General features: G+C 67.8%; 14 protein-coding genes. 5 read left to right on the top strand and 9 right to left on the bottom strand.

Annotation, left to right across the window (positions count from 1 at the left end; genetic code table 11):
* Positions 1–69: 69 nt before the first annotated feature.
* Positions 70–1053 carry a tripartite tricarboxylate transporter substrate binding protein BugD gene (locus tag IB269_RS20800; protein ID WP_043823819.1) on the top strand — a complete coding sequence of 328 codons (984 nt, stop codon included), beginning with the start codon at positions 70–72 and terminating at the stop codon, positions 1051–1053.
* Between the two features lie 174 nt (positions 1054–1227).
* On the opposite strand, the gene IB269_RS20805 is transcribed toward IB269_RS20800, so the two are convergent.
* Genes IB269_RS20805 through IB269_RS20815 form a run of 3 tightly spaced genes read right to left on the bottom strand, consistent with a single transcriptional unit; the run spans position 1228 to position 3131 of the window.
* Positions 1228–1440: a DUF2788 domain-containing protein gene (locus IB269_RS20805; RefSeq protein ID WP_012204482.1), complete on the bottom strand. Its 213-nt coding sequence runs from the start codon at positions 1438–1440 to the stop codon at positions 1228–1230.
* Positions 1441–1496: 56 nt separating this feature from the next.
* Complete coding sequence (locus IB269_RS20810) at positions 1497–2330, bottom strand: DUF2189 domain-containing protein (RefSeq protein ID WP_097202882.1); 834 nt, start codon at positions 2328–2330, stop codon at positions 1497–1499.
* A gap of 30 nt (positions 2331–2360) precedes the next feature.
* A complete protein-coding gene (locus tag IB269_RS20815; protein ID WP_013803318.1) occupies positions 2361–3131 on the bottom strand; it encodes an HAD family hydrolase in 771 nt (256 codons plus the stop codon).
* A gap of 91 nt (positions 3132–3222) precedes the next feature.
* Between IB269_RS20815 and hemH the strand changes: the two genes are divergently transcribed.
* The 4 genes from hemH to IB269_RS20835 all read left to right on the top strand — a co-directional run bounded on the left by hemH (position 3223) and on the right by IB269_RS20835 (position 6816).
* Complete coding sequence (hemH, locus tag IB269_RS20820; RefSeq protein ID WP_013803319.1) at positions 3223–4320, top strand: ferrochelatase; 1098 nt, start codon at positions 3223–3225, stop codon at positions 4318–4320.
* A gap of 146 nt (positions 4321–4466) precedes the next feature.
* Positions 4467–5441, top strand: a complete 975-nt coding sequence (locus tag IB269_RS20825) for a sulfurtransferase (RefSeq protein ID WP_012204478.1) — start codon at positions 4467–4469, stop codon at positions 5439–5441.
* Positions 5442–5533: 92 nt separating this feature from the next.
* Positions 5534–6631, top strand: a complete 1098-nt coding sequence (locus IB269_RS20830; RefSeq protein ID WP_043823824.1) for a YeeE/YedE thiosulfate transporter family protein — start codon at positions 5534–5536, stop codon at positions 6629–6631.
* Positions 6632–6642: 11 nt separating this feature from the next.
* Entirely contained in the window at positions 6643–6816 is a 174-nt protein-coding gene (locus IB269_RS20835; protein WP_192368150.1) for a hypothetical protein, read from the top strand.
* A gap of 104 nt (positions 6817–6920) precedes the next feature.
* Here the strand turns inward: IB269_RS20835 and IB269_RS20840 are convergent, their stop codons facing one another.
* The 6 genes from IB269_RS20840 to IB269_RS20865 form a co-directional block, all read right to left on the bottom strand.
* Positions 6921–7139, bottom strand: coding sequence for a hypothetical protein (locus IB269_RS20840; protein ID WP_013803322.1), 219 nt, complete (start codon positions 7137–7139; stop codon positions 6921–6923).
* A 69-nt stretch (positions 7140–7208) separates the two neighbouring features.
* Positions 7209–7529: a hypothetical protein gene (locus IB269_RS20845; protein ID WP_013803323.1), complete on the bottom strand. Its 321-nt coding sequence runs from the start codon at positions 7527–7529 to the stop codon at positions 7209–7211.
* A gap of 264 nt (positions 7530–7793) precedes the next feature.
* The gene (locus tag IB269_RS20850) at positions 7794–8789 is read right to left on the bottom strand and encodes a rhodanese-like domain-containing protein (protein WP_012204475.1); all 996 of its coding nucleotides are present in this window, start codon (positions 8787–8789) and stop codon (positions 7794–7796) included.
* A gap of 109 nt (positions 8790–8898) precedes the next feature.
* Entirely contained in the window at positions 8899–9807 is a 909-nt protein-coding gene (locus IB269_RS20855; RefSeq protein WP_192368151.1) for an alpha/beta fold hydrolase, read from the bottom strand.
* 65 nt (positions 9808–9872) lie between these two features.
* On the bottom strand, positions 9873–12077 hold the full coding sequence (locus IB269_RS20860; RefSeq protein ID WP_192368152.1) for a 3-hydroxybutyrate oligomer hydrolase family protein: 2205 nt from the start codon (positions 12075–12077) through the stop codon (positions 9873–9875).
* Between the two features lie 52 nt (positions 12078–12129).
* Positions 12130–13197: a branched-chain amino acid ABC transporter permease gene (locus IB269_RS20865; protein ID WP_013803326.1), complete on the bottom strand. Its 1068-nt coding sequence runs from the start codon at positions 13195–13197 to the stop codon at positions 12130–12132.
* Between the last annotated feature and the right edge of the window lies 1 nt (position 13198).

A 13198-nucleotide genomic window follows, 5' to 3' on the forward strand; every position in this document is an offset into this window, starting at 1 on the left:
CAAACACGCCACCGACAACCGGCCGCACAGAGCCGGCGGCCCCTGCACGCGCCTCCAGGAGACAAACCCATGCGCCCCCTCATCCGCAATCCCTTTGCCCAGACCCTTCTCGCCGCCGCGCTGTCAGCGGCCAGCCTTGCCGCCCTGGCCTTCCCCAACAAGCCCGTCACCATCGTCGTTCCCTACGCGGCCGGAGGCTCCACCGACGTACTGGCCCGCGTGCTGGCCGAGGCCATGACGCGCGACCTGGGCCAGCAGGTCATCGTCGAGAACCTGGGCGGCGCCGGTGGCACCATCGGCACCAGCCGCGTCACACGCGCCCAGGCCGACGGCCACACCCTGCTGTTGCACAACATGGGCATTGCCACGGCACCCGCGCTCTACAGCAAGCTGGCTTTCGATGTGAGGCGCGACCTGGAACCCATCGCGCTGGCAGGCGACGTACCCATGATCCTGGTGCGCAGCAAAGGCTTTGCGCCCGCCACGCTGGCGGACTTCATCGCCCACATGAAGGCCAAACCGGGCGAAGTGCGCTTCTCGCATGCCGGCGTAGGCGCCACCTCCCACCTGTGCGCCATGCTGCTGCTGCAGACCACCTCCACCGAGGCCACCCTGGTGCCCTACCGTGGCACCGGCCCGGCCCTGCAGGACCTGGTGGCAGGCAATGTCGATGTCATCTGCGACCAGCCCGTGGCCACCGGCCCGCACATACAGGCGGGCATGCTCAAGGGCTACGCCGTCGCCACGCGCGAACGCCTGCCCTCCCTGCCCGATGTGCCCACCTTCGCGCAGGCTGGCCAGCCCGGCTTCGAGCTTGCCGTATGGCACGGCCTCTACGCCCCGCGAGGCACGCCCCAGGCCGTCATCGAACGCCTCAACAAATCCCTGCGCACCGCCCTGGCCGAGCCCGCCCTGGTCAAGCGCTTCACGGACATGAGCGTCATCATCCCGCCCGCAGACCGCCTCACCCCCGACGCCCTGCGCCAGCACACCGCCGCCGAAATCAAGCGCTGGGACCCGGTGATCAAGGCTGCGGGGGCCAAGGCGGAATAGAGGCGCAGCAAGGAGCAGGCAGGCCAGGAAGATAGGCGCGCTGAGCAGGGCACAAAAACCCGACGCAGCCCAAAGCCTGGGACACCGAGCAAGGGCCGCCCCGCCGCGAGGGTGTCGTCCCCCTCCCGCGAAGCGAGAGAGGGGGAAGCCGCGCAGCGGCTCAGGGGGTGACGATCATTTTTCCATCCACCACTGGATGACGATCTTGGCGATGTAGCCGACAAAGCCCACGCCCAGGCCCAGGAAGATCACGAAGGTGCCGAACTTTCCTGCCTTGGACTGGCGCGCCAGCTGCAGGATGATGAACACCATGAAGAGGATGAAGGCCCCCACGCCATAGGTGAGGAAGAAATGGGCGATCTGTTCTTCTGTATACCCGAATATCACGACAACACCGTCCTACATCCTCCCCTGCAGGCCCGGCCGCTCCGGGCCCGCCCGGCTCAACGCGCCGGGAAGGCCGACGCATCGACCAGATCGCGGTACGCGTGCCAGCTCGCGTGCCCCAGCAGAGGCATCACGGCCACCAGTCCCAGCAGCCAGCTGCCCAGGCCCAGCAGGGTCAACAACACAATGAGGGCGGCCCACAGTGCCAGAGGCACAGGGTTGGCCAGCACGGCCAACCAACTGGTCAGCACGGCCTGGCGCACCGTCACCCGCCTGTCCAGCATCAGCGGCATGGCCACCACGCTGGACGCAAAAATAGGCGCTGCCAGAAAACTGCCCAGCGCCAGCCATATCGCAAACAACTGCCCGTCGCGGGCCAGCACCACGTGCTGCACGAAATCCGCCGGGGTGGCGATGCGCACGGGTGAGAGCACGGTGATCAGCGAGGCCGACACCAGCACCCAGCCCGTGGCCGCCAGCGACAGCAGCAGCCCGAACTGCACCAGGCACCAGTAGCCGCCCTGCCCCTCGGCCTTGGCCGCATGGCCGTTTTGCCAGCGCGTCCAGGTGCGCCGCACCAGGGACAGATCGGCAGCCTCGCCGCGCTCCAGCGCGCGGCTGATGGCGTAGAGGCTGGTCGCCACGACAGGGCCGACGATCAGGAACCCCGACAGGGCCCCGGCCATCAGCCAAAAGCGATTGTGCCCCAGCGTCAAGATCAAAAACCCGATCAAGGTCAAGACCAGGCCATGTGCCAGGCTCAGCCAGGGCGCCCTGGCCATGTCGCGCGCGCCACGCGCCAGCCAGCTCAGGGGGTGTTTCCAGCCGATGCTGCGCACGGCGGGAAGGACGGGGGGGTGGAAGAAAGCGGTGCTGTGGCTGGTGGGCATGGCATGGCGCGGCTTCGCGGGCAGGCAGGGTCAGCTGTCAGCCAGCCCCTGGCACAACTGCGCAAGGCTGGCCACCGTGACGTGGGGCGTGGACCCCTCGTGAGGCCATGCTACGCCCGTGCGGTTGAGCCAGACTGCGTGCATACCCGCATCCATGGCGCCCAGCGCATCGAGCCGCGCGTCGTCGCCAATGTGCAGCACCTCGTCAGGCGCCACGCCTGCCGCCGCCGCTGCCGCGTGGAAAAAGCGCACATCGGGCTTGGCCATGCCGGCCTTGGTGGCGCTCAGCGCGGCATGGAAATGCTCACCAATGCCCACCACGTGCACGCTGGCGTTGCCGTTGCTCAGCGCCACCACGGGCCAGCGCGCGGCCAGGAACTGCAGGGCGGGCAGCGCGTCCTCGTACAGGTCCACACGCTGGCGCTCGGCAAAGAAGATGTCGAAGGCCGTTTCCGCCAGGCCGCCATCGTCGCCATTGCGCTGCAGCGCCAGGCGGATGGACTCGCGGCGCAGGCCGCTCAGGTCGTGGGCAAGGTCCGGGCGGTCACGCTCGATCTGCACGCGGATGGCGCGCAGGGTGGCCACGTCGCGCAGCGCTGCGGCCGTGGTGGGCGCATGGGCGTGCAGCCAGTCCAGCAGTACCTGTTCGGCGCGCGAGATGGCTGGCCACACGGGCCACAGCGTGTCGTCCAGATCGATGGAAATGGCGCGGATGCGGCCGCTGCGGCGCAGCTGCTGCAAGGCGGCCAATGCAGGGTCAAGAGAGGATTCGGCGAGGGGGGCGATGGTGGCTTGGGACATGGTTCGAGCATAGCGAAGGCAGCCGTTGCCGGCTGCAGCCGGGTCATCCGACTCGCGTGGCAGGCGGCTCCGTCCTGCCACAATCGGCCCCATGCCTTCCCGCTTCGCGCCAGAACCTCCATTCCGCCACGACCAACCCCAGCGCACCGCCGTGCTGCTGTGCAACCTTGGAACGCCCGATGCGCCCACGGCCCCGGCCGTGCGCCGCTACCTGGCGCAGTTCCTGGGCGACGACCGCGTGGTCGAGATTCCCAGGATTGCCTGGCTGCCCATCCTGCACGGCATCATCCTGCGCACGCGGCCGGCCAAGTCGGCGGCCAAGTACGCCACCGTCTGGCATGAGAAGGACGGCTCCCCCCTGCAGCACTGGAGCGCGCGCCAGGCCCTGCTGCTGCGCGGCTGGCTGGGCGAGGCCGGGCACAACGTGCTGGTGCGCCATGCCATGCGCTACGGCAACCCGTCCATCCCCAGCGTGCTCGATGCCCTCAAGGCCGAGGGCGCCACGCGCATCCTCATCCTGCCGCTGTACCCGCAGTACTCGGGCACGACCACGGCCAGCGTGTTCGACGCGGTCTACGATTGGGCCCGCACCCAGCGCCATATTCCCGAGCTGCGCTTCGTCAACCGCTACCACGACGACGCTTCCTACATCGATGCGCTGGCCCAGCGCATCGAGGCCCACTGGCGCGGCAACGGCCGTGGCGAGAAACTGGTCATGAGCTTTCATGGCGTGCCCGAGCGCACGCTGCACCTGGGCGACCCCTACCACTGCGAATCGCGCAAGACCGCCCGCCTGCTGGCCGAGCGCCTGGGCCTGTCGCCCTCGCAATACCTGGTGACCTTCCAGTCGCGCTTTGGCAAGGCCAAATGGCTGGAGCCCTATACCGAGCCCTCGCTGATCGAGCTGGCACGCAGCGGCACCAAACGGGTGGACGTGGTCTGCCCCGGCTTCACCAGCGACTGCCTGGAAACGCTGGAAGAAATCAGCCAGGAAGCGCGCGAGGCCTTCATGCATGCCGGTGGCGAGCAGTTCGAGTACATCGCCTGCCTCAACGACAGCGCGCCCTGGATCACGGCGCTGAGCCGCATCGCCCAGCAGCATATGCAGGGCTGGCCCACGCAGAAGGCGCCGCAGGCCGAACTGGACGCCAGCCTGGAGCGTGCCAAGGCCGTGGGCGCACAGCGCTGAGGCCGTCCTGCATCTTCTGCGCCGTGCCATATAACCCTGCCTCATGAGCAGAATGCATAAGCGTCTTTGTATATAGATGCTGCAAGCGGGACAATTGCACTCCAGTTGCTTGTTCCGCCGGTCTTCCATGACCGGCCCCAGCCATCATGACCAAGACCTTTTCCCCCGCTCTGCGCCTGGCGGCCCCGCTGCTGGCGCTGGGCCTCGCCTGCACCGCCTTCGGCACGGCCCACGCCGCCGAACCCCTGCTCACCCCTGCCGGCGTGCAGGCCGCCGCCGGCCAGGACGCCGTGCGCATCATCGACATCCGCGATCCCAAGGCCTATGGCGAGCGCCACATTCCCGGCGCGCTCAACGCCCCCTACGGCAAATGGCGCGGCCCCGCGACCAACCCCGGTGAACTGCCCGAGCTGCCCAAGCTCACCGAACTCGTGCAGTCCCTGGGGCTGACGCCCGCCACCCACGCCATCGTGGTCTCCACGGGCGCGGACGCCACCGACTTCGGCGCCGCAGCGCGCGTGTACTGGACGCTCAAGCTGCTGGGCCTCAAGGAGCTGTCCGTGCTCAACGGCGGCATGAAGGCCTGGAACGAGCAAAAGCTCCCGCAGGACAACGAGGCCGTCAAAGTGGCCCGCAGCAGCTACCAGCCCCAGCTCGACACCAGCCTGATCGCCACGCGCGAAGACGTGGGCCAGCACGTCAGGCTCAGCAACGCCGCTCTGGTGGACTCGCGCCCCGATGCCTTCTACCAGGGCAAGACGCGCGCGCCTGCCGCCAAGATCTCGGGCACCCTGCCCGGTGCGCAGCAGCTGGACTTCAACCAGTGGTTCGTGCCCGGCACCTCCACCTTTGTCGATACGGCCACGGCCAAGCAGATCGCGGCCAAGGTCAAGCGCGAGCAGGGCCAGGACATGGTGGCCTTCTGCAACACCGGCCACTGGGCGGCCACCGACTGGTTCGGCCTGTCCGAAGTCGCAGGCCTGCCGGGCGTCAAGCTGTATGCGGGTTCCATGGTGGACTGGACGCAGCAGGCCGATGCACCGCCCATGGCCAACCAGCCCGGCCGCGCCGAATCCCTGGCCTACGACGCCAAGCAGTGGTGGGAAAAAAAGTTCAAGTAAACACGCCCTGAGGCGCTTGCGCGCCTTCCCCCGTGGCACGGCGCCTCTCTACCCGCTTCGCGGGGGAGGGCGACTGCATGGAGAAAAATGATATGAAACGACTTCCTCTTGCGGCCATCCTGGCCGTTTTCTTTGGCTGGCTGCTGTGGAGCGTCTCGGTGCGCCAGGCCGCGCTGTTCGCCGTGGGCCTGGGCCTGGGCGCGGTGCTGGCCGGCAAGCGCTTCGGCTTCACCACGGGCTGGCGCATGCTGATCGAGGACAAGGACGCCAGCGGCGTCTTCGGCCAGTTGCTGCTGCTGGCGCTGGCCGCCGCGCTGGCCATGCCGCTGCTGGGCCACTATCCCGAACTCACGGCCGCTCTGGGCCCGCCCAGCATCAGCCTGCTGGTGGGCGCCTTCGTCTTCGGCCTGTGCATGCAGATCGCGGACGGCTGCGGCAGCGGCACCCTGTACAAGGCCGGCATGGGCATTCCCATGAATGCGGCCATCCTGCCCGTGTTTGCCATCGGCAGCTTCCTGGGCAGCCTGCACCTGGGCTGGTGGCTGGACCTGGGCAACACCCAGCCCGTGGGCCTGGTCACGGCCTGGGGCTGGGCCCCTGCCCTGCTGGCCACGCTGGCGGCGCTGGCCGTGGTCGCGCTGGGCGTGGCCTGGTATGTGCGTGGCGCCAACATGGCACTCAAGCGCCCGGCCAAGCCGCTGTTCGTGCGCAAGTGGGTGGTGGGTGCCGTGCTGCTGGCCGTGCTGGCCACGCTCAACCTCGTCATTGCGGGCCAGCCCTGGGGCGTGGTCTACGGCTTCGGCCTGTGGGCCGCCAAGATCGCCAACGCCACAGGCGCCGTGGACCTGGCCGGCAACTGGTTCTGGAGCCAGCCCGGCAACGCCGCGCGCCTGCATGAGACCGTGCTGCTGGACGTGACCAGCATCACCAACATCGGCATCCTGGGCGGCGCCCTGTGGGTGGCTGCCGCCAAGCCCGTCAATGCCAAGCCGCTCACGGGCACGCAATGGATGGTGGCCCTGGTGGCCGGTCTGGTGCTGGGCTACAGCTCGCGCCTGGCCTTCGGCTGCAACGTGGGCGCCATGCTCTCGGGCATCTCCACGGGCAGCATCCACGGCTGGATCTGGGTGCCGCTGGCCTTTGCCGGCACCATCTTCGGCCTGCGCATCCGCCGCCATTTCAATTTCTGAGAGGACCCGCCATGACACAGCAAAACACCCTGCGCGCGGTCTTCTGGGCCGTGCTGGTGCTCTTCCTGGCCTGGGACCACCTGCACTCGCCGCGCGTGGACCTGCGCTTCGAGGCGCCGCTGATCGCGGCTGGCTCGGGCAAGGCCACGCAAGGCGGGCACTGCTCGATGCCGGCGGGCAAATAGGTCTGCTGATGGCAGGACCTCACGACTGAATTCGCCTGAATGAAAAAGCCCCTTGGCAGTGCCAAGGGGCTTTTTTGCTTCGCACGCCCCCTCAGGAGCAGGTTTTATTTGTCTTGAGCGATGACTCTCAGCAACTCGATGATCTTCTTCCTTTGCTCTTCTTCCACCGCCGACTGCCGGACCCTGAAAACAACGTAGGGGATGATGCAAAAAGCACAGGCCATAGCTGCAAGTGCCGCCTCTTGCGGTGCTCCCTGGACGCCAATGGTTGAGAGCATGAAAAAGACACCCATCACGGCGCCGATGTAGACAACGTACTTCATATTTCTTCTGGAACGAACCTGAGACAAGGATAAAAAATTGAACTGCAACGGGTGAGACGAGGAAGCTGCCTATTTGTGATCCCATCCGACGACATACCCGTCATCCACCGTGATACGCAGCCGATACCGGTTCCGGCCTGAGGGCTGGTACTTCCACACCTGACGATGTCTCGTCTTCATGACCTTGGAGTCGATGTCGACTGGGCTTCCAAGCGAATCGCATAGCTGCTCCTCTGTCTGCCCCTGCCAGAACATCTTTTTCATGATGCGCTCGACAATGTCCGCATCGCCGTACTTCTCCATAAGCCGCGCCCTCTTCTTCTCATTCAAGACATGCGCCAAATAGAAATATCCAACAGCGCCAAGAATCAAGAGAATCAGCAATGTCATGACCATGCCCTCATTCAAATGAACGGCAATAGTAACAAATTAAAACATTGAAGCATGGCGCGCTTCAGGCACCAGCAAACGCTAGGTGACCATCCTGCATCTTGGCAAGCGATAGGGCGAGGAGCGCATCAGAGAGAGAGCAAGGACCACTTCAGGTCCAGCCCGCTGACGTCTCTACCAGAACAGACGACTCGTTATCAACTTCGTGTGAACGTTAACGTTTTCTCGCCCTCAATCCGGCAGCAATCCGAGGACCTTCAGCCACTACGGCACGCTGGGCGCGGGCCCCTCGTCCGCGCTGGCCGTCACGGGCAGCGGCGCGGTTTCCACGTCGAAGCCAGCCGCCTGCCAGGCCTTGAGGCCGCCCACCAACGGGCGCACGTTGGCAAAGCCGGCGCGCTGCAGCTGGCGCGCCAGGCGGGCGGCGGATATCTCGTTGGGGCAGTCGCAGTAGATCACCAGCCCGTGGGGATGGTCGTGCTGGGGCAGCAGGTGCGCATGCGACTCGCCGCCATCGCGCGGGCGCAGTTCCCAGGACTGGGCGCCGGGGATATGGCCCTGGCGGTACTGCGGCAGAGCGCGCACATCGATCACCGTGGGCTCCATGCCCTGGGCATGCAGGCCCGCCAGCTCGCGCACCGACATGCGCGGCATGCGCAATGAACGCACCATGCGATGGCGCTGCCACCACTTGCGCACGATGAACAGCCCCAGCGCCACGCCCAGCAGCAACAGGCCCCACTGGCCCAGCGCCGTGAGCACGCCCAGCAGGTCTTCCACCGTGGAGCTGAACAGCGAGCCCAGGTACACGGCCGAGCCCACCCAGATCAGCGCGCCCAGCCCGTCATACAGCACGAAGCTGCGCAGCGGCGTGCCCATCACGCCGGCCAGCGCGCTGGCGATGGAGGCAAACCCCGGCACGAACTTGGCCACCAGCAGCGACCTTGCGCCCCAGCGGCCATAGACGGTCTCGGTCTGGCGGATGCAGGCGTCGGGCGACAGCGAGATGCGGCAGATGCGCCCCAGCACCCGGTGGCCGTAGGCCTTGCCGGCCTGGTACCAGAACAGGTCGGCGATGAGTGCGGCGCTCACGGCCACGGCCACCAGCCACAGCAGGCGCACCCAGTCAGCGCCTTCCAGCGCGCCGGTCACGACAAGCACCGGGTAGGCCGGAATCGGCGCACCCAGCTGCTCGACGAACACATTGAGAAAGACGATGCCGAAGCCGTACTCGCGGATCAGCTCCACCAGAAAACCCATGTCAGGCCTCTCTTGCCCAGACGGTGCCCGCGCCCGAAAAGAAGGCGAGGCTGCACCCGTCGCAAATGCTAGCGCGGCAGCAACATCCGCGCCCGGCCCGGGTTGATGCTCAGCCGCGCTGCAGATGCTCCAGCACCCATTGCCAGTGCGCGGGCACGTTCAGCGCCGGCGCATGGCCGCAGCCGGGCACCTCCTGCCAGTGCAGCAGGCCACGCACGCCGGGGCCGCGCGTGGTCATTTCCCGGGCCACCTCGGGCAGCACCAGGTCCGAGTCCACGCCGCGCAGCAGCAGCACGGGGATCTGCAGGGCGTCGTAGTGCGGCCAGATGCCGTAGTCGTCGTCATGGGCCGTGAACTGCTCGATCATGGCCGGGTCGTAGTGCGGCGTGACGCGCCCATCGGGCAGGCGGCGCACGCTGGTTTCGGTGAGCTTGCGCCACTCGGCATCGCTGAGCCAGCCATAGGGCCGGTAGGCCTGGCGAAAGAACGCCTCCAGCTCGCCCACGGTGTCGAAGGCCGGCGGCTCGCCCGCATAGGCCTTGATGCGCGCCAGCGCCGACTCAGCCAGTTGCGGCGCATTGTCATTGAGCACCAGCGTCGCAATGCGTGCGCGCAGCGACGGCTCGAACAGGCCCGAGGCGCAGACCGTGCCAATCGCCCCGCCCATGGACGTGCCCACCCAATGCGCGCGCTCCAGCCCCAGCGCATTGAACAGCCCGCGCGCGATGCGGGCGTAGAAGCCCAGCCGGTATTCCTCGCGCGGCGCGCGGCTCCACTGGCTCAGGCCCCGGCCCGGCGTGTCGGGGCAGATCACGCGCCAGCCCTGGCCTGCCAGGAACTGCGCCAGTGCATCCATATCACGCCCCGTGCGTGCCAGCCCGTGCCAGGCGACGACGGTGCCCGCTGGAGCCACATCGGGCGCGGGCTGCCAGTCCATGTAGTGGATCTCGTAGCCCGCGCATTGCGTGTAGCAGGAAGCGGGTACGGGCGCGGATGAGGAAGATGCTTTGGAAGCCATGGGAGAAATCTCTGCTGTGCAGGAGCGGCAGGCCGCCTTGGCCGCCGGCCGCTCCAGGGCCTGGCTCACTCAGGAATGCGGATCAGCCCGTCGCTGACCTCGATGGTGTTGGCCGTGCTGGGCCGCGCCACGAAGGGCGGCACCTGGGCCGCCGTGATGGCGGGCGCCGCGCCCGGCTGGCCGCCGCGCGGCGTGGTGCGCACCACCTGGCTGGCGGGCAGCGCGGTGCTGCTGCGCAGGTTGGCCCACACGGCATCCATGGCCTGGTTGAAGTACGGATGCAGCGGCACGAAGCGCGTGTCGAAGCCGGAGAACGGCAGGAAGGCATCGAAGTGCTGGGCATTCACCACCTCGATGTAGCGCAGCCGCGTGTTGCTGCCGTCCAGCCCCCGGTTGAGCACCGTGTAGGCGCGCGCATTGTGGTTGACCGGCACCAGCGCATCGCTGCGGCCCGCCACGATGATGGTGGGCTTGCCGCGCAGCTTGGCAGTGTGCAGCACCTCGTTGATGCCGGCGCGCACGGCGTCGCTCTGGGCACGCGTGGGCACGCTGCTTTCGGAGAGATTGAAGCCGGTCACCGGATCGAAGCCCGTCACCAGCGCGTGCTGGCACAGCGCGTTGTCCAGGCCCAGGTCGGCCACGCGCGTGGAGGGCGACACGGCAAACTGCCAGGCCTTGGCCCCGCCCACCGAGTCGTTGTAGACCACCGTGGCGGGCGTGCCGTTGGCCGTGCCATTGGCCGTGGCAAAGCTCTGGGCCAGCGCAGCCCCCGTGGCGGGCACCACGTCGCCCGTGGCATTGGCGGCCGCAAAGCTGGTGCGGCACAGGTTGGCATCCACGCCAAACCGGCCATAGGCCATGGTGTACATGGCCGACAGGATGGGGCCGTTGCCCAGCGCGTAGTGGGCGTTGTGCATGCGGTCGTGGTCACGCGTCCAGCCGTACAGGCGCAGCTTGCTCAGCGCATTGGCGGCGCGGTCGGCCGTGGTGCTGCCAATGACCAGGCCCTTGGTAGCCAGGCTGGTGCAGCGTGCCTCGGCCCGCGCCGTCATGGCGGTGAGGCCTATGTAGTTGAAGATGGATGTCTCGGTCAGCGCCGCATCGGGGGCCAGCGCCGCGCAGGGCTGGTAGATGTTGCCGTAGGTGGTGTACTCGGCCAGCGTGCGGCCCGGGTTGGGCATGGTCGCATTGCCCACGGCAATGGTGTAGCCCTGGCGCGTGGGCATCTCGGTCACGGGTTCGGAGGCCACCACGCCGTCGATCAGGCCGTCCGCATCCAGCTCGGCCGCGCGCAGCACGGCCGCGCCGCCGTTGGAGGCCGAGCCCGCCAGCACCAGCGTGTTGTCCTTGCCGAAGGGCACGGGGTCCTGCGTGGTGCCATAGCGGGCATTGAGCACGTACAGCGCATAGCGGGCCGCGGCCAGCGTGTCGTTGCCCCAGTCCTTTTCAGGGTTCTGCTGGGAGTGCGCGTGCTTGATGGCAATGCGGTTGGGAAACGCCGCGTTGTAGGCGGCGCGCGCCGCATCGGTCAGCCGCGCGGCAAAGAAGGACAGGCTGCCGGCGTCCGTGCGCGTGGCGCGCGTGCCGTCCAGCTTGTTGACGGTGTCGTCGCTCAGGTTGTGCAGGCCCACGCCCTTGCCCGCATCGGTCAGCGCCACGGCGCAGCCCTTCTTCAGGCCCCACTCGCCCGCCGTGCCGATGGCGCCATACACGCCGCGCGAGCCCGAGGACGGGCCCAGCACGATGCAGGGCCGGTTGCGGTCAAAACTGTCCGGCACCTGCACGGCCACCATGGTCTGCTTGCGGCCGGTGCCGTCGTCCAGCACGGCCAGGTACTCGCGCCCGGGGATCAGCCCTTCGCCCGTGGTCACCTGCCCGTCTGCCGTGATGTTGGGGCCGTACAGCGTGCCGTAGCCGCCGCCCGCCGTGGGGTCCAGGATGCCACGGTAGTTGGAGTACAGCGCATTGCGCCGCAGCTCCGCCGCCGTGGGATTGGCAGGGTCCGCGTACAGGGGCGCGGCTGCGGCGCCCAGGCCGGTCTTGCCCAGGCCGCCCGTCAGCAAGTCCTGCGTGGCCGCCGTGGCGCCCGTGCCGGTGGCCGTGGCCGGATACACCGTGGCGCCCAGCTCGGTAAAGCCCTTGGGCAGATCGTTGCTGGGCTCATGCTCGCCGCTGCCGCAGGCCGCCAGCGCGGCCGCCGCCAGCGCCGTGAAGGCCCAGCGCCACGGGGTTGCAGGAATCGACGACACCATCTCTTCACGCTTCAACATGCCCATCTCCTTGTGGTAGTTCTCTGATGCACGAATGCGCCAGGGGCCCTGGTCAGGCTCCGGCGCGGGAAGAACGCAGACGCCCCACGACGCCCGTGGGGAAATAGTAGACCGACAACACAAACAGCACGCCCAGCCACAGCAGCCAGCGGTCGGGCGACAGCAGCGCGGCCAGCCAGGGCAGGCTGTGCGCGGCCTCGCTGGCCACGCGCAGCAGGTCCTGCAGATAGCTCTGGGCGATGAGGAACAGCACCGAGCCGATCGCCGCGCCATAGATGGTGCCCATGCCGCCGATCACCACGATCAGCAGGCAGTCCATCATGATCTCGAACGACAGCGAGGTATCGGGACCGTTATAGCGCAGCCACAGCGCCAGCATGGCACCGGCCACACAGGCGAACAGGGCCGACAGCACGCTGGACAGCGTGCGGTACACCACCACCCGGTAGCCGATGGCCTCGGCGCGGAACTCGTTCTCGCGGATGGCCTGCAGCACGCGGCCGAACGGGGAATTGACGATGCGCAGCAGCGCCAGCACCAGCACCACGGCCAGCACGAACAGCAGGTAGTAGGTGATGATGCGCCCGTCGATCAGCACGCCCAGCACCTCGTTCTCGAAGGGCTCGAAGCTGGGCGACAGCCACTCGGGCAGCTTGAAGCTCAGCCCGTCCTCCCCGCCCGTCCATTCCGACAGTTGGGAGGCCAGCGTCTGGAACGCCGCCGCCACGGCCAGCGTGATCATGGCAAAGAAGATGGCCCGCACGCGCAGCGAGAACAGGCCGATGGCCAGCGACAGCAGCAGCGACACCAGCAGCGCCGCGCCCAGGCCCAGCGCCAGCGCACCCCAGCCCGCGCCCATGCGCGACGATGCAATCGCCACGCCATAGGCGCCAATGCCGAAGAACATGGTGTGCGCAAAGCTCACGATGCCGGTGTAACCCAGCAGCAGATCGAAGCTGGCCACCAGCACCACGAAGATCAGCACCTTGGCCGCCACGTTCAGCGCCTTCACGCCAGGGAACACGAACGGCGCCGCCGCCAGCCCCAGGAAGATCAACAGCAGCAGCACCGCCAGCACGCGGCTGCGCGGCAGGTCGCCGGAAAGCAATCGGTTGAGCATG

The organism is Delftia sp. DLF01, from assembly GCF_014852125.1.
Taxonomy (GTDB): Bacteria; Pseudomonadota; Gammaproteobacteria; order Burkholderiales; family Burkholderiaceae_C; genus Comamonas; species Comamonas acidovorans.